The organism is Methanobrevibacter thaueri, from assembly GCF_015062915.1.
Classification (GTDB): Archaea; Methanobacteriota; Methanobacteria; order Methanobacteriales; family Methanobacteriaceae; genus Methanocatella; species Methanocatella thaueri_B.
In genome coordinates this window covers 16,336-34,977 of sequence record NZ_SUTJ01000015.1, presented here as the reverse complement: position 1 = coordinate 34,977, position 18,642 = coordinate 16,336, and the positions used below count along the sequence as shown (strand labels likewise).

The following is an 18,642-nucleotide window of genomic DNA, read 5'->3' as shown; positions in this document are numbered from 1 at the left end:
AATGCAGGTATTGACGAGTCAAATGTCGGTGACGGTCTTGCAACTCCTATGCCGCAGGATGCTGATAAGTCTGCAGCTGAAATCCGTGAATTTTTAGAGGATGAGTTCGGAGAAGAGATTGCAGTCATAATCACAGACACCCAAGGTAGGGCTTTCAGATTTGGGGCCATAGGTACTGCTATAGGATGTTCTGGAATTTCACCTATATGGAGAAGGGTTGGTGAAAAGGATTTATACGGTCGTGAATTGGAAACCACCGAAATTGCAACATGCGATGAATTGTCAGCGGCAGCATCCCTGATTATGGGTCAGGCTGATGAGGGACTTCCGGTTGTTGTTATTCGTGGTTTTGACAGTTTTGACACATTAAGAAATGTTGATTCAAACATTAAGTCAGTTTTAATGCCAAAACAGGCTGATGTATTTAGAAAATGAGTGATAATTATGATTACTGTTTTATCTGGAGGAACTGGTACTCCAAAATTGCTTCAAGGAATTAAGGAAATTGTCAATCCTGAGGAATTGACAATCATTGTCAATACATTGGAAAATGATTACTTTTCAGGGGTTTACGTGTCAGCAGACCTCGACACCGTACTTTACACAATGTCAGACATAATCAACGATGAGCTGTGGTATGGAGTTAAAGGAGACACATTCATCACCCATGAAAGGCTTGAGGAGATAGGATGTCCTGAACTGCTTCGTATAGGGGACATTGACCGTGCCACTAAAATACAAAAGACCCAGTTGATGGAAAAGTATGGTCTTGCAAAGGCATGCGAAATCCAGGCAAGGAATATGGGCATAAAATCCAAAATCATTCCAATGAGTGAAGAGCAGTCTGACATTAAAATCGTTTCAGACATTGGGGAATTGGAATTCCATGACTTTTTAATCAAGCACCAGTCAAAGCCTGAAGTTCTTGACGTCAAGTTTTCCAAGGTTAGTCCTGCAGAAGGCATTATTGAAGCAATCAATAACTCTCGTGCAGTAATCATTGGACCATCTAATCCGGTCACTTCAATTTTACCGATATTATCATTAGAAGGCGTTCGTGAAGCACTTAAAAATACTTATGTTGTGGCAGTTTCACCAATCATAGGTTGTGATGCTGTTTCAGGCCCTGCAAGTAAGTTCATGAATGCATTGGGTATTGAAGTTTCATCAGTTGGTGTTGCCCAACTATATGAAGATTTTTTAGATAATATTGTTATTGATGATAAGGATTCTAATATGGAATCACAATTAAAGCAAATAATTAATAAGGTAACAATTACAAATACAATAATGAATAATTTAGGTGTTAAAAAAAATTTAGCACAGACAATTATAGATAGTATTCCTTAACGGAAAGAGGAGAATATCATATGATACAAATGACATTAATACAAATTGACAACTATGGTCCATGGACTGTCACTCCAAGACCAAGAACTGAATCCGATTTACAAATGCTTCAAGCAAATCTATTTGCTGATTTAAATAATCATTTTGGTAATAAGAAGGGGCTTGTTTTCTTTACCAGATTTGATAATTTATTGGCTATCTCAAACGGTCTTGATGAAGAGGACCATTTAAGAATTCAAAGATCAATTAGAAACAGATACCCAATCACCGTAAGTATGGGTGTCGGTGCTGCTGAAACTCCTCATGAAGCTCAAAAATTAGCAACAATTGCACTTCAAAAAGCAGGAAGTGCTCAATCAGGAGAAAGAAAAGAAATATTAGCTATTGACAGCTTAGTTTCTGAAGAAGACAGTTTCGTTCAGGCAGCTCACATTGACATTAACAGTGTAACTGAAACATTAACTGATATTGAATCCGCTTTTGACACAAGTTTCATGGTCAACAAGGCTCAACATTACCTCATGACCAAATTAATCAAGAAAGGAGCATTATTATTCTTCATCGGTGGGGACAATTTCATGTCACCATGTAACGGATTAACCGAAAAGGAAATTGAAGAGATTATGGTTGAAATCGATGAGGAAATTGGTATCAAGCTTAAAGCAGGTATCGGTAGAGGCAAAAATGCTGAAGATGCTGCTTACATGGCTGATATTGGCCTTGAAGAAATCCGTGCTCACAACAATGAAATGTGGACTTGGGTCATTGAAAAGGAATACTGAGGAAATCATATGTTTAAAGTAGTTGCCCCAATGGCTGGGATAACTGATGCTGAATTTTTAAACAATGTCATTTCACAAGGTTTTAATGTAGCTACTTTAGGCGGATACAGCTTGGATGAACCAACAATTCAAGCAAGTGAAAAGATTGTCGAAAGGGGAAGAAAAGAATTTGTTTTCCCCCTGGATGATATTTTTACACACATTGAAAATGAAGTAAACTCTGTTAAAGAAGTTCACAATGATGTTAAGGTTTCTGCAAATGTGCGTTCAACAACCCCTCAGCCGATTATAGAAGTTGGGAATATTGAAAATCTAGATATTGTTGAAATTAATTGTCATTGTCGTCAAGAAGAAATTGTAGCAATTGGCTGTGGTCAGGAAATGCTTAATCGAGATGATTTGGCCGATTTCATATCACAGGTTGTTGAAAATGTGAAAAGCGAAGTGTCTGTTAAGATCCGTGCCAATGTGGAAGGGGTCGACACTCTTGAAGTTGCAGGAGTGATAGAGGATGCTGGTGCTGATTACTTGCATATTGATGCCATGAAGAAAGGCGTTTTTGAAGCTGATTGGGAACTTTTAACAGAAATCTGTAATAATGTTGACATTAAGGTTATTGGAAATAATTCAGTGAACTCCCAGGTGAATCTTGAAAAAATGGTTAATACAGGAGTTGACGGATTTTCAATAGCTCGCTCAATTATTTCTGGAAAATTAGATTTTAACATTGCTGATTTTTAAAATATTTAAAACAATTGTTATTAGTAAATCTTATTAATAGTTTTAAATAAAGATTATTTTAATAGGTGATTTCATGGATTTTATAACTCTTAAGAATATTACAAAAACCTTCGACGGTGTTGATGTTCTTAAAGATATCAATTTAAAGATTAATGAAGGAGAGACTTTAGGAATATTAGGACGTAGTGGAAGTGGAAAATCTGTTTTAATCAACATGCTGAGAGGAACATTAGATTATAAACCTAATGAAGGTAATATTATAATGAATCTTGCTGTTTGTCCTGACTGTTTGGCTGTAGAATCACCATCTCATGTAGGTGAAAAATGCAGCTGCGGCGGAACATATGAAGCAAAAGAAGTTGATTTCTTCAATTGCGAAAGAAAACTCTTCGCAAGTATTAAAAGAAGAATTTCCATTATGTTACAACGTAACTTCGCGTTATATGATGAAGAAACTGTTATTGAAAATGTTATGAGGGCAATGCCTGAAGGCAGAGAATACGAAGAAAATTTATATGCTGCTTTAGAATTATTAGAAATGGTTCAAATGAACCACAGGATTACCCACATCGCTCGTGATTTGAGTGGGGGAGAAAAGCAAAGGGTAGTTCTTGCAAGGCAATTGGCTAAAAACCCAATGACATTTTTAGCAGACGAACCAACCGGTACATTAGACCCACAAACTGCTGTAAAACTTCACAATACCTTAAAAGAGGGTGTAAAAGATGAAGGAATCACCATGGTAATTACTTCTCACTGGCCTGAAGTAATGACTGAACTTGCTGACAATGTAATCTGGCTTGAAGGCGGTGAAATCAAGGAAGAGGGAGAACCTCAAGTTGTTGTTGACCATTTCATGGAAACCGTTCCAGTTCCAGAAAAACCTGAAATTCCTGAATTCGGTGAACCTGAAGTAGTTTTAAAAGATGTTAAAAAACATTACTACTCCATTGAACGTGGTGTAGTTAAAGCGGTTGACGGAATCAGTTTAACTATTAATAAGGAAGAAATATTCGGTATTGTCGGTTTAAGCGGTTCAGGTAAGACAACCACTACCAGAATGCTTATGGGATTGACTGATCCAAGTAGTGGTGAAATTGAAATCAAGCTTGGTGACGAATGGATTGACATGACAAAAGTTGGTCCTCTCAACCGTGGACGTATCATGCCTTACATCGGATTATTACATCAAGAATACTCATTATATCCTCACAGGACAATCTTAGGAAACCTTACCGATGCAATCAGTTTAAACTTGCCTGCTGAATTCGGTAAAATCAAGGCTATTCATGCTTTAACCACTGTTGGTTTCACTGATGATGTTGCAGTGAACATCCTGGACAAATACCCTGACCAATTAAGTGTAGGGGAAAGACACAGGGTGGCTCTTGCACAAGTATTGATTAAAGAGCCTAAACTCATTGTTTTAGACGAGCCAACAGGTACTATGGACCCTGTAACCAGAGTTATTGTTACCGATTCAATATTGAAAGCTCGTACAGAATTAGAACAAACATTCATTATCATTTCTCACGATATGGACTTTGTTTTAGATGTATGTGACAGGGCTGCTTTAATGAGAGGAGGTAAACTCCTTGATATAGGTACTCCGGAGGATATTGTAGAACAATTAACTCCTGATGAAAAAGAAGACATGCTTAAGGATAAGAGATAAAACTCTTATTCATTTAATACTTTTTTTATTTTTTTCCAATTTGGACAGAACTCGTCCATTAACTTTTTAAATCTTTTTCCATGATTGAATTCAATCAGATGACATAATTCATGTATCATCACATATTCAAGACAAATCGGATCTTTTTTTGCCAGGTTCAGGTTAAGTGTTATTCTGCCGTCCTGTTTGCAGTTTCCCCAGTTCTTCATTTTGCGGACAGTCACGCTTACGGGTGTTCTTCCGACAATCTTTGTGCATTTATCAAGAACTGCAGGTATTGCCTTTTTCAATTCCTCACGATAATATTCATCTAGAATACTTTTTCTTTTATCTATTGTGCTTCTTTTAGGAACGGGTAGGTAAATTATTGACTTTTCATCATCAATCAACACATTTTTGATGTTGTTTTTTATCAATTGCAAAGTGTACTCTTTTCCCCAAATGTAGTGTTTTTCACCGTTGACGTATTTCAATGGTGCTTTTATCTTGTTTTCCAAAATAAGTTTCTGCTTTTCCAAAATCCATTCCCTACGGGATTTGATGAACTCTGCAATGTCATTATCAGATACAAAAAGGGGTGCAGAAACCTTTACTTCGCCATTTGGAGGTACAATTCGAAGATACATGTTTTTAATGTTCTTGCGATATAGTGTGATGGCAATATCCTCGATTGAAATAATTTCCTTTGCCATATATAAAAATAAGTAAATAAGGTTTAAAAACCTTATTATTGTGCCATTGGGTCAAATCCAAATACTCTTTTGGCAAGTCCGAAACCGATTGGGTAAATTACGATGTTTATTAACAGGTAAGCTGTTACCCATCTAACCGGCCATAAGTAGAAGAGCATCTCTGTGGACATTCCCATTGGAAGACCGAATATCACGGCCATGATAAAGCTCATCATTAAGCTTATGAAAAATGCGGCAGGATTCCAAAGCCATATCCCGTCACGGTCAGGGTTAAAGTGAAATACCAATTCTGCCAATCCGAATCCTATTGGATAAATAACAATATTTATCAATAAGTATGCTGTTACCCATCTAACAGGCCATAGAATCAGGCATAAATCCCATGTAAGTCCAGGAATGTTTAAAAGGTATGATACGAACATTCCGAAGATTATTGCCATTATCATACTCATCATCAAGCTTATGAAAAAAGCGGCAGGGTTCCAAAGTCTCATCTCTAACCTCCATATTTTTTTCTTTTCTTAATTAATGAATTTGAAGTTTATAAGGTTTTCTACAAAAAAGATTATATATTCAGAGTTAAAATAAATTATATTAATATATTATTTTATATTAAAGAGAAATGAAAATTATTTTGGAGGTTTATCATGACTTGGGAAGACGCACCATCTCACATTTGTAGAGGGGGAGATGTTAGAGGACTTGCTTTTTGTTGTCCTCCAGTAAAACCATGCCCAGTTTTAAATGCACTACAGGAAGTTAATTTAACTCCACAAGAATATATCAATATTAAAATTCAATTCGGAAAAGAAACTAGATTAGGTGAAGGAGCGGGAACATGTTTTGGATCCCTCATATGGTGTTGCAAGCCATCTAAACCTTGCCCATTAAGAGACATGACTTTAAATAATATGGGAATGAGTCATGATGAATACTTAGACTTAAAAAAAGAATTATCTGAAAGATTGGTTGGTGTACAGAAACCGGACCCTGATGAAAGGGCTGAAGCACTGGCTGAAACATTCAACGTAACAAAGCTTGAAGCTATGAATGTATTGACTGAATGCAATAATGATTTAAGAGCTGCTGTAAAAGTTTTACATGCAAAGACTCTTGAGAATGCTGATTAAAATGGATTGGACTTCTCTTTATCTAAAAACATCTGATTTAAATGTTTTTATTTTAGGCACCGGCGAGGTTGCAACAAGAAGGGCCAACAGATTTCTGGACCATGGGGCCTGCGTCAAATTGGCTGGAAACAACATGGATGAGGAATTGCTTTTAAAAGGCGCAGTATTATGTTCCACTGAAGAGGTTGATGAACTGGTGGAATGGTGTGACCTTGTTGTGATTGCAAGCGGTGATGAGAAGTTATGCGATTATGTTTATAAGATTTCCGGCGATAAGCTGGTGAATCGTGCAGATTATCCTCAAGAGGGAAACATTATCGTTCCTACAAGTTTCAGCATTGGGGATATTGAAATATCTATTTTTACAAATGGAAAAAGCCCATTGATGGCAAGACAATTGCGTAAAAAAATCCAATCTATCATCACTGAAGATGACATCTTGGAAATTGAGCTTCAGGATTATGCTAGAAATCAACTGAAAGATGTTATTGATGATCAAAAGGAACGCAGAAAATGTCTTTATGACATTTTTGAAAATGAAATAATCAATGATTTGATTAGAAACAATGAAATTGATAAGGCTAAAGATTATATTGATAATTTAATAAGGGGATTGCAGTGATACTTAATTTAAGGGTTGACCATAAGATAGCGGACATTCAATCAATGGAAAATATTTCCAAGGATATGGATGTTTTGTTCCAGGAATTGCAGGAAAAATATTCAATAGGGGAGTATATTGAGATTTCAACCTGCAACAGGAAGGAATACTACATCAACAATGATTTCATTTCAGAGGATGACGAGTTATTGTCCCATGAGAACCAAAGCATAATAATCGATTATGGTCCGTCTGCTGTAATGCACTTGCTTAGGATGACTTCCGGTTTGGAATCCATGATTGTCGGTGAAGACCAGATTCTGGGTCAGGTCAAGGATGCAAAGCATAAGGCTGTAAAGAATCATCACTGTGGCAAGTCTCTTGATGCCATTTTTACAAAGGCCATTCATGTCGGCCAGGTTGTCAGAAACAAGACCAATATCAATAAGGGAGCGGTTTCAATAGGTTCAGCCGCAATCGATCTGGCTGAAAAGCACATAGGCACTCTTGACGATAAGTCCGTTCTGGTAATTGGTGCAGGTAAAATGGGCAAACTGGTAGCTAAAGCATTGGCTGAAAAGAATTTGAATGCTATTTTTGTAGCTAATCGTACATATTATGTTGCAGTTGAATTGGCTAAGGATTTAGGTGGAGAGGCTATCTTGTTCAGTGACTTGGAAGAGTATCTTGCCAATGCCGATTTGGTAATCAGTGCCACAAGTGCGCCACACCCAATAATCACTAAAAAACGTCTTTTAGGAATTGATATGAATTATGAGGATGTTATGATGGTGGATATTGCCAATCCTCGGGACATATCTGATGATGTGGTTGAATTGGGAGTCAAATCATTCAACATTGATGACTTGCGTGAAATCGCTGATGAGAATACCAAGCTCAGAATTAAGGAATTCGGTGAGGCTGAAAACATCATCAATGATGAGTTCATTTTGCTTAAAGAATCGTTTAAAATAATGGAAGTTGATGATATTCTTGGTAATTTAAGAGCATCTATGGAGGAGATAAGACAACGTGAAACTCAAAAAGCAAGTGTGAAGTTGTCTGATGTAGATGGTAGTGCAAAAATATTGAATAATTTAACAAATTCTATTGTCAACAAGATATTCTACGACATTTCAAAAAATCTAAAAAAAGCTGCAAAGGATGAAAATCAGGATATCCTTGAAGCAGCAGAGTATATTTTCAATTTCAATAAGTAGTTTATTCAAACATTCCTTTTATGTCTTGATTTTTAATTTTACTTGATTGCAATGCATAATCGATGTTTTGCATAGTTATAATGTCACTGTCATTTGATATTGCATTGTGCAGTGCAGTCTTGAGGATTTTCTCTTTAATGTCCCTGCCTGATAGTCCCTTGGTCAGTTTAACCAGTTTTTCCAAATCCAAGTCATGCTCTAGGGGCATTGTTTTCAGATTGTTTTTGAGGATTGTCATTCTCTCGTTTTCATCAGGTAGTGTAAACTCAATTTCCTCTTCGAATCTGCTTCTCACAGCCAAATCAAGGCTGGTTGGATTGTTTGTAGCGCCGATTGTTATTACGGATTCGTTTTCACTTATTCCATCCATTTCAGTTAAAAGGGAATTCACGATTTCTGAAACGTCTCCCCTTAAGGATTGAAATGACCTGTGAAGTGCAATAGCATCGATTTCATCAATGAAAATTATTGCAGGTGCATTTTCAGATGCCTTTTTGAATAAATCATGTATTTTAGATGAGGCATCACCTACATGTTCGCCGATCAATGATGTTGCCTTAACCAGATACAATGGAACTTCAAGCTCGTTTGCAAGGCCTTTGACAAGCATTGTTTTACCGGTACCTGGAAGTCCGTAAAAGAGAATGTTTTTCGGAGCCCATGGTCCGAAGCTTTGAGGGTTTTCCAGATATTTTGTTATGACCTTTATCTTGCTTTTGGCATTTTCCTGACCGACAACATCTGAAAGATGAATGTTTGATTTAATCCTGTTTTCAGTTTTATTGTCGATTTCATCTGTGATGATCTTGATTCTGGTGCTTTCTGAAATCATTGAATTGTTTGGTTTTGCGGTTACGATTTCAAAACCAAAATCGGGGATTATTTTCTGGTCGAAAAGATGTGACTTTTCACGAACAACCAAGCCCATCCATTGGTCACGGGCATATTCCTCAAATAATTTGGAGTTTGTGATTTCTATCTCATCGTCCATCAAGCTAAAATCGAAAGGGTATCCTACTGGTTTTACAACAACCAATTGTGCATATTCCCTGTTTTCATTTTCAGGTTTTTGCTGTTTTTGGTTAGTTGTCTTAATTTCTGGTTGTTTGTTATCGCTTTTCAAATAATTCCCTCCTCAATTTTAATTACATTCATAACATTTGTTTTAATAATTTAAATAGTTAGTGAAATATACTAATTTAAGAGGTCAGCATATGAGTTACAGAACAAGACGAGTATTATTCATAACGCCATTCTACATGCTGTTTGAGTTTTTCCTGCTTAAATACATATTCCTGCTGTTTGGTGGTGTGGAGGATAATTATATTCTTATTTTAACAGTTTTAATAGGTTTGAATCACTTCATGCCCATGCTTTTTGAGGAAAGAAAATCCCGCAGGGTAACAAGGTTTCTCTCAACCCTTGACGGCGTGTGGATGTGGGCATCAGTCCTGTTTTTAATAGATATCGTTGCAATTTATCTGCTGATTGGTTCTTTCATAAGCCTGTCATTTGAAACTAATGCTGTACTTTTGGCAATCGTTCCGGTATTAGGTGTCTACACCTATTATAATGCGCATAAACTGGTCATCAATGAAAGAACATTGCTTTTTGATAATCTGGAACGTGACATTAACATTGCCCATATGTCAGACGTTCACTTCGGCTCCGTTCGCCATAGACAGATCATTGAACAGGTATCAGATAAGTTAATTGAACTTGAGGATGAGTGCGACATTGCGATAATTTCAGGGGATCTGGCTGACGGCTCATCTGTCGTTGAAGCTGATGATTTCAAGGCATTCAGTAAAGTCAATATGCCAATAATATTCACTCCAGGAAATCATGATTACTATACTGGAATTGAGGATGTCATCAGGGCATGCAAGAATGCAGGAGTTATTGTTTTGGATAATGAATCCCTTAAATTTGAGAATCTAAATATTTATGGATTGTCTTATCGCATTAGGGATAGTAGTCTTCCTGAAATTGACAAGTCATGTGTTAAGGAGGATATGGTAAACATTATCAATTATCATGTGCCTTTCTTTTGGGAGGAATTTTCAGAATTGGGATTTGACATTCAACTGTCAGGACACACTCATGGAGGTCAATTCCATCCGGTAATCTGGATTGCAAACCTGATGTTCAAGTATAATATGGGACTGTTCAGTAATGGTTCCGGCAAGTATATTCATGTAACCACTGGTGTCGGTTCAATGGACACTCCAATGAGATGGGGAACCGATTCAGAGATTGTGATATTGAAATTGAGAAAGGATGAATGAGAATAAAGAAAAATTCATGAGTCTGCAAAATCCGCACATATTATTTTTCGAAAGTCCCTATTGTGAATTAAAATTTATTAAGAATAATGGTAAAAACAATATGTATATGAGTACTGAAGACAATCACAATCATTTTTGCATTTACTGTGGAGCCAAATTGGATTCGAATCAGCATTTCTGCTCACAATGCGGTAAGGAGGTTTATCATGAACCGGAACCTCCTAAAGTGCATGTTCCATCCAAATATGAAGGTGAAGTCAATAAAATTGAGCAGGAATATAATGTAAAGCAAGGAAAAGCAAAGGAACTTGTCGAAAAGCTTTTCGACCCGTCCCACATGTCCCATCAGAAATTCATGGCGGCCATCAACAAGTCCAATGGATTGTTCGATAATCAGATGACAGTTGTAAGAAAGATGATTGAACTGGATGACGGTGAAAACGCCGTTGTTGAAAAGGAAATAGAAAATAAGATTGTTACTTTAAACACTTTCATTGATAAGATGGAAGACTTGATAAACGAGCTTGTTATTCAGTTAAGTTCAAACAAGGACGATGATGAAGACATCAACGCCTTATTCAATGATATGGATGATTTAATAGATTCCGTAAAGAATTATTAAATCATTTCCTCATATATTTTTTTCATTCTAAGTGAATCCTCATCACGAAGTGGGGTTTCACAAATAATATTAGCACTCCAACCATTATCAATCAGAACGGATAATAAATCTTCAACATTAGGGCCGTATTCATCGCTTTCAGCCAATGTATGGTGTTTAACCTCACCGCCCTGGCCATATTCAATTGTTGTGAAATGACAGTGAAGAATGTCAATGTCCAACTTTTCCTCAATGGTTGAGAATATGCAATTGTAATCCTCTTTTTTATTTAAGAAACCTCTTCCACGAGCATGGACATGGGCAAAATCGATTGTAGGCTCGAAATGGTCAAAAGTTGCACATAACTCAACAACTTCTCCCACATTACCGAGTTGTGTTCTCTTTCCAGTGGTTTCAGGAGCGAATGTAAACTCTTCAATCCCTTCAGCTTCAAGCTCCTCAAATAACCTGTTGACAGTCTGTTTGGAAATCTCCATTGCCTTTTCAGGTCTTCTATTCAAGTATGCTCCAGGGTGGAAAACCAGTCTGTAGGCACCCATCCATTCACCTGCACGGGCAGCTGCAATAAGATGGCCAATGCTTTTGTCCAGCTTTGACTGCTCTTTTGCACAAAGGTTAATGTAGTATGGGGCATGCATTGAAACCAGAACGTCATGCTTTTGTGATTCCTCTTTTAATGTGGTTGCTGCGCTTTCCCCGATTCTCACTCCATATGGTGATTGGTACTCATAGGAGTCCAAACCCTCTTCGTGAATGTATTTTGGAGCTTTATACGCTGCACCCTTATAGTTTATAGGGCTTCCCGCTGGTCCAAAAAGTACTCTATGTTTCATGGTAAATCAGTAAAAAAATAGTAAAAAAAGAGGGAATTTAGAATATTCCCATAGCTTTGTTGGTTTTAGCGATTGATTTTTCGTTGTCACTTTCCATTTCAAGAAGTGCACGAATAGCATCAATGTTTTCAGGTATTACATCAGATTCCTGATGCACTGCTTGCATGTAGAACAGTTCTTTGCCCACAACATTAATGGATTCTCTCCAGACTGGAATTTCGTATAAGTCGTTTCTGTTTCTTCCAAGTTCTTTAGCGTATTCCATTAACTCAGCGGTTGAGCCTAAACCTTCTTCTGCAGACACTACCATAACTCTTGAACGTTTTTCTAATGCTTCAACAATCTCTTCGGTTTCAACTTTGTTGTTTATTTCAACCATGATGTTGTGTTGGTGCATTAATGTGGTAGGTACGAGCAATGCCATTGTTGTAACGTCAATGCCTTTCATTACGGTTTTCACGTCAGGACCGTGGTGAGATGGTACTTTTGGAGGGTTTGGAACAATAGCGTTGATTGGTCCTTTTTTGATTTCAGATGGGTCTGATCCTCTTCTGACCATTACTGCCCTAACCTTTTTGATGTCAGCTATTGGGTCAATAGTTGATAATGTACGGGTTAATCCGGTTGTGTTACAGGATACTACACGAGTGTAGTCTGCACCGTATGAATCGTCATAATTTGAAATTGCGTTAAATGAAAGACCTGTTAATTCATGGTCTTCTCCACCTTGGTAAATTGCTTTAACGCCTGCTTTTTTATACATTTCAAGGTTTTGCGGACCGATGCTTCCTGGAGTACAGTCAACAACAACGTCTGCCTCTTGAATCATATCTTCAACAGTACCGGCTATTTCGATTCCTGCATCTTTGAACATTTGTTCTCTTTCAGGAATTCCAATGTATAAAGGATAGCCTTTTTCTTCTACTGCAGTTCTTGCTTCGTAGTTTGGTCTAGTTTTACTAACACCAATAACTTTCATATCATCTTGAGCAGCCACTGCATCAGCCACTCTCTTACCGATGGTTCCATAACCATTAATTGCAACAGTTTTCATTTTAATCCCTTTTTTATTATAATAATTAAATATTATATGAATTAAATCTGTTTTTCAAGTTATATATAATTTGATATTGCTTTTTCAATTGGATTAACTATTTAAGTTCATATGTTCTAAATGAGATTATGAAACTAAATTATGTTGATGAGGGAAACGGCGAAACTTTAGTCTTAATTCATGGGCTTTCAGATAATCTGCTTTACTGGGAAGTACTTGCAACTGCTCTTAAAAAGGATTTTCGTGTCGTGCGCTTTGATTTAAGGGGACATGGTCAATCTCCACTCGGTGAGGATGAAATCACAATGGGCACTTATGTTAATGACCTGAAAAATATCTTGGATGAGTTGAATATTAAAAAAGCAAGCCTTATCGGATTCTCATTAGGTGGTGCCGTTGCATTGGACTTTGCAGTCAAATATCCTGACTATGTGTCTTCCATGGTGCTCATGTCCACTTTCTCTAAATGTGACGATCATGTTGTTGATATGTTCAATCAGTTTAATCATGCATTGGAAGGGGGTTTTGAGACCTTTTATGATTTTATGGTGCCAAAAGTATTGTGTCCGGATGTAATTGAGAGCAATAGGGAAGAGCTTGAATTTTTAAAGCAAATCGCTTCAAAGACCGCTAATGTAGATGCATTTAAAAAGGCGGTTGATGCCTGTATGGATTTCAATGTTGATGATGAATTGTCCCAAATTGATGTTCCTGTTCTTGTATTATGTGGAAAGTACGATGAGATCTTCCCAATGTACATTCACAAGAATATTTCCTGTAAAATCAATAACTCCAAACTAATTGTTCTTGACAATTCAAGACATAATCTGCTGGTTGGAGAAAACAATATAAAAGTAATTGATGCTTTAAATGATTTTTTAAAAAAAGAAAAGAAATGAGATAAAATCTCATTTTAGTTTAATTTTAACTTTTTTGACTACTTTCAGGTAATAACTGTTTCCCTTAAAGGTTATTTTTGCTTTAAACTTACCTTTCTTGGTTAGCTTTTTGATTTTAAATACTGCTTTTCCTTTAGAGTTTGTTTTGGCCTTGAAAGTTTTACCCTTGATTTTTAAGGTAACTTTAACCTTCTTAACAGCTTTGCCTTTACTGTTTTTCAATTTGATTTTGTATTTTTTAACTTTCTTGGATTTTTTGAAGGTTTTCTTTTTGGCAGTGATTTTGGTTTTTTCTTTTTTAATTGTGACTTTAACCGTTTTGCTGACACCGTTATAAACCGCATCTCCGGCAAATTTAACTACAAGATTTCTTTTACCTGCCTTGGCAGATTTAAGGATTTTAGGAGTCAATGTTATAGTGGCCACACCGTTTTTACCAGTAGTCACAACACCGATATTCTTACCGTTTAGGGTGAATGTTACTTTTTTACCTGCAAGAAGATTGCCGTCAGCACCTTTGAGTGTTATGGAGTATTTTCCACCATAATTTATCACATATGCCTTGTTTTGAGCACTGATTGATGCGGAAAGTTTATTTATTTTAAATAATTTGGAATCACTGCTTGTAGCATAGGTTTTGTTACCTTCATTATAGACGGTTATGTTATACTCACCAGGAATCAGATCCACAACTGTATAGTTGTTGTCGCTTGTCTGATTAAAGACAACATTTCCCAGATTATCAGTTATTACAATCCTCACCTGTGTACGGTTTTCAACACTGAAAGTGATGTTGCAATCCTTGTAATTGAATTGGTCATTGTCAGTCATGTTGATTTTAACTGAAGTTGAATTTCTGCTTAATGTAAATGTTCCTGTTGCATTATTTGATGCAGAATAATAGCTGTCATCGGCATGGTAGGCATTAATGGAATATGTGCCGTCATATAAAAGGTATGGGCTGTAATAAACTTGACTGTTTTCGTCAGTTACCAATGTAACGTTATCCACAAGATTATTGTTTGCATCATAAACCTCAACGGTCAGACTGATACCTGGATATTTATTTTCTAATGGAGTCACATCATCACTGTTTACAATCTCACCATTCCAGTATGTAACGTTTTTAAAAGTGCATTCCAATGCCTGTATTGCATTAATGTACTTCTCTTTTCCTGAAAAACTGATAATATAATTTCCCCTATATATTACATAGGTTGAATCTGCCTTATTGTTTAAGAATAGGCTGTTAGATATGTTTAATCTTGCAGTATTTCCAGCAATTGCCGCACCCGGCAGGAATGTTGCCCTGTTGTTGGTGAAGTTAGAGTTATTAACAGTACCTTTGTCGCCGAAAGTGAGTGCACCTCCACCATAACCTGTGTTGTTGTCAAAGTTACATGATTCAACTGTACCGGTCATGTTAAACGTTACCGCACCAGTTCCGGTTTTTGCAAGGTTATTTGTGAAGTTAGAGTTTTTCAATATTCCATTTCCTCCAAAGTTGATTGCTGAAATACTGTTTCCGGCAATGTTTTTATCAAAGACAGAGTTTTCAACAGTTCCGTTCTTTTTAAAGTCAATTGCACCTGCATGAGTATCTGCAATATTGAAACGGAATCTGGTGTTGTTTACAATACCGTCATCATTAAATACAATAGCTCCACCCCATGATTGTGATCCTGACTGGCTTGCATTGAAATTACAGTTATTTACTTTACCTGTTGAATTGAATATAATTGCTCCTCCGTTAGCTGAGGCTGTGCTTAAAATGAAATTTGAATGTTCAACAGATCCATCTTCATTGAAAAATACTGCTCCAGCATCAAATGCTTTGCTTCCCCTAAACTCAGAATGGCTTATTTCGCCAAAGCCCTTAAAGAATATTGATCCACCGTTTTTACTTGCTGCACTATGGGTGAAAATTGAATTTTCCACTGAACCGTCCTGATAGAAATAAATGGATCCGCCATCGACTAATGCAATATTTTGTGTGAATTCTGAATTGTTAATCAGTCCAACTTCATGCACATAGATTGCTGCACCGTAATCTGCAATATTATAGTCAAATGTTGAATCATTAACACGTAAAACTGTATCATGGTCGCTGTAAATTGCTCCACCCTTATCTGCAGCATTGTCAATGAAAGTGGAGTTGTTGATTTGACCTTCATTATACTCATTAAGATGAATTGCTCCACCAGTATCCGCACGGTTTTTATCAAAAGTGGAATTTTGAACATTACAATCATCCTTGAAAAAGATTGCTCCACCGTTTTTTGCTTCGTTAAGAGCAAATAATGAATTTAAAACTATTCCTTCGCCTGAAACAAAGAAAATTGCTCCACCATATGAGGTTGCAATGTTTTTAGTGAAGTTAGAGTTTATAACTGTTCCGTTACCATTGAATACGATAGCACCACCTACAATTTCACCTTCATTACCGGTTGCTCTATTTTCAGTGAATACACAATTTTCAACTCTACCTCGAATACCTGCAAAATGAATTGCTCCTCCTTCCTGTTTGGCAGTATTATTATTGAAAATGCTATTTTTTACAGTTCCATCACCTTTAAAACGAACTGCACCCCCATAATCTTTAGCACTACTGTTTGTAAAATTACAATATTCAATAACGCCCTCAAATAAAATGATTGCTCCACCGGAATATCCATTTATATAATTATTTTCGAAATTAGAATTCTTAATTATATTAAATCCATTTTCTGATTGAATTGCAGCACCAGTATTATCTGCAAAGTTATCAATAAAGTTTGAATTTAAAATTGTCCCATTATTGTTTAAATAAATCGCTCCACCATTATTAGAAGTAACATTATTCTTAATAAAATTACAATCATCAACTAAACTTTCCTGTCCACAATAAATCGCTCCACCGTTAGTTGATGCACTATTTTTTGTAAAGTTAGAATTTTTAATTGTTCCTTTCTTATCAAAACGAATTGCACCACCGTTACTTCTTGCATAGTTGTTTACAAAAACTGAATTGGATATTATGCCGTTTTCCTTAGTACCAATAGCTCCACCGTCCCTTGACGCACTATTGTTTACGAATGTTGAATTATCTGCATCCAAACCAACTGCATAAACAGCTCCACCATATTTTGATTTATTTTTTGTAAAGTTAGAATTTTTAACTGTTCCCTGGCCTTTAAATATAATTGCTCCACCATTCTCGCCCGCATAATTGTTTACAAATACTGAATTGGATATTACTCCAGTATCAATATAAATAGCACCACCTTCACTTGATGCATTGTTGTTTTTGAATGTTGAATTAATCATATCCAAATTAGCTGAAAAAACTGCTCCGCCGGAATTTGATGCAACATTATCTTCAAAATTACAGTTTTTAATGGTTAAATCAAGATCTCCAACATATACTGCTCCACCGTCAATTGCTGCATTATTTGTGAATTCAGAATTTGATATTGAACCTATTTTTTCAATTTTCAGTGCTCCACCATGCTCGGCAGTGTTATTTATAAATTTGGAGTTCAATACAACTCCATTTTCATCAAAATACAATGCTCCACCACCAATCTCAGCATGATTGTCTTTGAATATACAGTTATCAACAGTTCCATCACTATTGAAAAATAATGCACCACCATCCGTTTCCACAGAATTGTTTGTAAAATTACAGTTGATTACACTTCCAACTTCTACGAACTTTGCTGCTGCACCCTTACCGAAGTCATTCTCTTCATCAGCACAGAATCCGTTAATGAAGTTGATGTTTTTCAAGGTAACGTTTACTGCATCAACATAAAATATCCTTGCAAGACCTAAACCGTTTATGGTGTGACCTTTTCCATCTATTATCAGATTTGCATTGTTTTCATTATCTTCGATTTCTATTCCTCTTATGAAATCCTCGTCTGTGTTAGGATTGTAGATATAGTCATTATCCAAAGTTATTATATTTCCAACATGATTGGATATGATTTTATTCAATGATTGGAAGTTGGAGGGGATTAGATTATTGGGAGTGTTGTTTTCACCTTCCACAGATGCCTTTTTATCATAATAAAGATCTGGATTAGCATTTGCAGTATTGTTTTTAAAAATAGTGTTTGTTAAGGACAATGTGGACACATCATAAAGCCAATTAAGGTATACTGCCCCTCCATCATTTGCAGTGTTGTTTATGAATTTTGAATGATTGATGCTTAATTTTTGAGCATATATTGCTCCACCACTATATGTGGCACGATTGTTTTTAAAATTACAGTTATTTATTTTTAAATTAGCATTGTTAGTTGCAAATATTGCCGCACCACTGTTAGCACTGTTATTAATAAAGTTACAGCTGTTCACATTTAAATCACCATTAGCATGGATTGCTCCACTTACGCCCTTTGCATTGATAAAGTTAATATTTTTCAATGTGACATTGCTTGCAAGCACATCAAATATTTTTGCCTTGCCGGCACCATCAATAGTATGATTCTGCCCATCTATCACTAAATTATCCTTTGATACAGAAATTGTAATTTCTTTTATAGAATCATGATTTGAATCATATTTATAATTCTTCTCGAGCTTAATTTCTGAAGTAGGACTGTTGGCAATTAAATCGTTTAGAGATGTGAAATTGCCTACCTCATCATTTTCATCTGTCAAAATTTCTTCTGTGACTGCGTCACTTTCAATCCTCACTGCATCATCTGTCTGATTGTCGGCCGCACTTACACAACTTAGTCCAATCAAGACAAAAATGATTAGTGAGAT

The 18,642-nt window shown here is 36.3% G+C and carries 17 protein-coding genes; 11 read left to right on the top strand and 6 right to left on the bottom strand.

Annotated elements, in window-relative coordinates; all coding sequences use genetic code 11:
* The 5 genes from E7Z78_RS08465 to atwA form a co-directional block, all read left to right on the top strand.
* Positions 1-435 (top strand): coenzyme F420-0:L-glutamate ligase (locus tag E7Z78_RS08465; RefSeq protein WP_303724726.1); only part of this gene is annotated, 435 nt, incomplete at its 5' end.
* Positions 436-444: 9 nt separating this feature from the next.
* Positions 445-1,350 carry a 2-phospho-L-lactate transferase gene (cofD, locus tag E7Z78_RS08460; RefSeq protein ID WP_303724725.1) on the top strand — a complete coding sequence of 302 codons (906 nt, stop codon included), beginning with the start codon at positions 445-447 and terminating at the stop codon, positions 1,348-1,350.
* 20 nt (positions 1,351-1,370) lie between these two features.
* The gene (locus E7Z78_RS08455; protein ID WP_303724724.1) at positions 1,371-2,132 is read left to right on the top strand and encodes a GTP cyclohydrolase III; all 762 of its coding nucleotides are present in this window, start codon (positions 1,371-1,373) and stop codon (positions 2,130-2,132) included.
* A gap of 30 nt (positions 2,133-2,162) precedes the next feature.
* Complete coding sequence (locus E7Z78_RS08450; protein WP_369693474.1) at positions 2,163-2,873, top strand: tRNA-dihydrouridine synthase; 711 nt, start codon at positions 2,163-2,165, stop codon at positions 2,871-2,873.
* Positions 2,874-2,946: 73 nt separating this feature from the next.
* On the top strand, positions 2,947-4,548 hold the full coding sequence (gene atwA / locus E7Z78_RS08445; protein WP_303724722.1) for a methyl coenzyme M reductase system, component A2: 1,602 nt from the start codon (positions 2,947-2,949) through the stop codon (positions 4,546-4,548).
* 5 nt (positions 4,549-4,553) lie between these two features.
* Here the strand turns inward: atwA and E7Z78_RS08440 are convergent, their stop codons facing one another.
* Both E7Z78_RS08440 and E7Z78_RS08435 read right to left on the bottom strand, forming a co-directional pair.
* Positions 4,554-5,240 (bottom strand): M48 family metallopeptidase, encoded by a 687-nt coding sequence (locus E7Z78_RS08440; protein WP_303724721.1) that lies wholly within the window; start codon positions 5,238-5,240, stop codon positions 4,554-4,556.
* 35 nt (positions 5,241-5,275) lie between these two features.
* The gene (locus E7Z78_RS08435) at positions 5,276-5,734 is read right to left on the bottom strand and encodes a hypothetical protein (RefSeq protein WP_303724720.1); all 459 of its coding nucleotides are present in this window, start codon (positions 5,732-5,734) and stop codon (positions 5,276-5,278) included.
* 153 nt (positions 5,735-5,887) lie between these two features.
* Between E7Z78_RS08435 and E7Z78_RS08430 the strand changes: the two genes are divergently transcribed.
* From E7Z78_RS08430 to hemA, 3 genes are read left to right on the top strand one after another with little or no spacing between them, the layout of a single operon-like run.
* Positions 5,888-6,370 carry a methanogenesis marker 9 domain-containing protein gene (locus E7Z78_RS08430; RefSeq protein WP_303724719.1) on the top strand — a complete coding sequence of 161 codons (483 nt, stop codon included), beginning with the start codon at positions 5,888-5,890 and terminating at the stop codon, positions 6,368-6,370.
* Position 6,371: 1 nt separating this feature from the next.
* Positions 6,372-6,992: a bifunctional precorrin-2 dehydrogenase/sirohydrochlorin ferrochelatase gene (locus tag E7Z78_RS08425; protein WP_303724728.1), complete on the top strand. Its 621-nt coding sequence runs from the start codon at positions 6,372-6,374 to the stop codon at positions 6,990-6,992.
* The gene (gene hemA / locus E7Z78_RS08420) at positions 6,989-8,191 is read left to right on the top strand and encodes a glutamyl-tRNA reductase (protein ID WP_303724718.1); all 1,203 of its coding nucleotides are present in this window, start codon (positions 6,989-6,991) and stop codon (positions 8,189-8,191) included. The genes E7Z78_RS08425 and hemA overlap by 4 nt, the downstream gene beginning before the upstream one ends.
* 1 nt (position 8,192) lies before the next feature.
* On the opposite strand, the gene E7Z78_RS08415 is transcribed toward hemA, so the two are convergent.
* Complete coding sequence (locus tag E7Z78_RS08415; protein ID WP_303724717.1) at positions 8,193-9,314, bottom strand: AAA family ATPase; 1,122 nt, start codon at positions 9,312-9,314, stop codon at positions 8,193-8,195.
* Positions 9,315-9,405: 91 nt separating this feature from the next.
* On the opposite strand from E7Z78_RS08415, the gene E7Z78_RS08410 reads away from it, so the two are divergent.
* Positions 9,406-10,479 (top strand): metallophosphoesterase, encoded by a 1,074-nt coding sequence (locus E7Z78_RS08410; protein WP_303724716.1) that lies wholly within the window; start codon positions 9,406-9,408, stop codon positions 10,477-10,479.
* A 106-nt stretch (positions 10,480-10,585) separates the two neighbouring features.
* Complete coding sequence (locus E7Z78_RS08405) at positions 10,586-11,101, top strand: zinc ribbon domain-containing protein (protein WP_303724715.1); 516 nt, start codon at positions 10,586-10,588, stop codon at positions 11,099-11,101.
* Here the strand turns inward: E7Z78_RS08405 and E7Z78_RS08400 are convergent.
* On the bottom strand, positions 11,098-11,934 hold the full coding sequence (locus tag E7Z78_RS08400) for a TIM barrel protein (RefSeq protein ID WP_303724714.1): 837 nt from the start codon (positions 11,932-11,934) through the stop codon (positions 11,098-11,100). The genes E7Z78_RS08405 and E7Z78_RS08400 overlap by 4 nt on opposite strands.
* Before the next feature lie 37 nt (positions 11,935-11,971).
* Positions 11,972-12,988, bottom strand: a complete 1,017-nt coding sequence (locus E7Z78_RS08395; protein WP_303724712.1) for a phosphorylating glyceraldehyde-3-phosphate dehydrogenase — start codon at positions 12,986-12,988, stop codon at positions 11,972-11,974.
* Positions 12,989-13,116: 128 nt separating this feature from the next.
* On the opposite strand from E7Z78_RS08395, the gene E7Z78_RS08390 reads away from it, so the two are divergent.
* Positions 13,117-13,887, top strand: coding sequence for an alpha/beta fold hydrolase (locus tag E7Z78_RS08390; RefSeq protein WP_303724711.1), 771 nt, complete (start codon positions 13,117-13,119; stop codon positions 13,885-13,887).
* A gap of 9 nt (positions 13,888-13,896) precedes the next feature.
* Here E7Z78_RS08390 and E7Z78_RS08385 read toward each other — a convergent pair whose 3' ends face one another.
* The gene (locus E7Z78_RS08385; RefSeq protein WP_303724710.1) at positions 13,897-18,621 is read right to left on the bottom strand and encodes an Ig-like domain repeat protein; all 4,725 of its coding nucleotides are present in this window, start codon (positions 18,619-18,621) and stop codon (positions 13,897-13,899) included.
* Between the last annotated feature and the right edge of the window lie 21 nt (positions 18,622-18,642).

What these genes read in the sequence shown, in the direction of transcription:
- atwA (WP_303724722.1), top strand. Translation starts at nt 2,947, where the DNA reads ATGGATTTTATAACTCTTAAGAATATTACAAAAACCTTCGACGGTGTT.
- cofD (WP_303724725.1), top strand. Translation starts at nt 445, where the DNA reads ATGATTACTGTTTTATCTGGAGGAACTGGTACTCCAAAATTGCTTCAA.
- E7Z78_RS08395 (WP_303724712.1), bottom strand. Translation starts at nt 12,988, where the DNA reads ATGAAAACTGTTGCAATTAATGGTTATGGAACCATCGGTAAGAGAGTG.
- E7Z78_RS08430 (WP_303724719.1), top strand. Translation starts at nt 5,888, where the DNA reads ATGACTTGGGAAGACGCACCATCTCACATTTGTAGAGGGGGAGATGTT.
- E7Z78_RS08400 (WP_303724714.1), bottom strand. Translation starts at nt 11,934, where the DNA reads ATGAAACATAGAGTACTTTTTGGACCAGCGGGAAGCCCTATAAACTAT.
- E7Z78_RS08390 (WP_303724711.1), top strand. Translation starts at nt 13,117, where the DNA reads ATGAAACTAAATTATGTTGATGAGGGAAACGGCGAAACTTTAGTCTTA.
- E7Z78_RS08450 (WP_369693474.1), top strand. Translation starts at nt 2,163, where the DNA reads ATGGCTGGGATAACTGATGCTGAATTTTTAAACAATGTCATTTCACAA.
- E7Z78_RS08425 (WP_303724728.1), top strand. Translation starts at nt 6,372, where the DNA reads ATGGATTGGACTTCTCTTTATCTAAAAACATCTGATTTAAATGTTTTT.
- E7Z78_RS08410 (WP_303724716.1), top strand. Translation starts at nt 9,406, where the DNA reads ATGAGTTACAGAACAAGACGAGTATTATTCATAACGCCATTCTACATG.
- E7Z78_RS08455 (WP_303724724.1), top strand. Translation starts at nt 1,371, where the DNA reads ATGATACAAATGACATTAATACAAATTGACAACTATGGTCCATGGACT.
- E7Z78_RS08440 (WP_303724721.1), bottom strand. Translation starts at nt 5,240, where the DNA reads ATGGCAAAGGAAATTATTTCAATCGAGGATATTGCCATCACACTATAT.
- E7Z78_RS08405 (WP_303724715.1), top strand. Translation starts at nt 10,586, where the DNA reads ATGAGTACTGAAGACAATCACAATCATTTTTGCATTTACTGTGGAGCC.
- E7Z78_RS08435 (WP_303724720.1), bottom strand. Translation starts at nt 5,734, where the DNA reads ATGAGACTTTGGAACCCTGCCGCTTTTTTCATAAGCTTGATGATGAGT.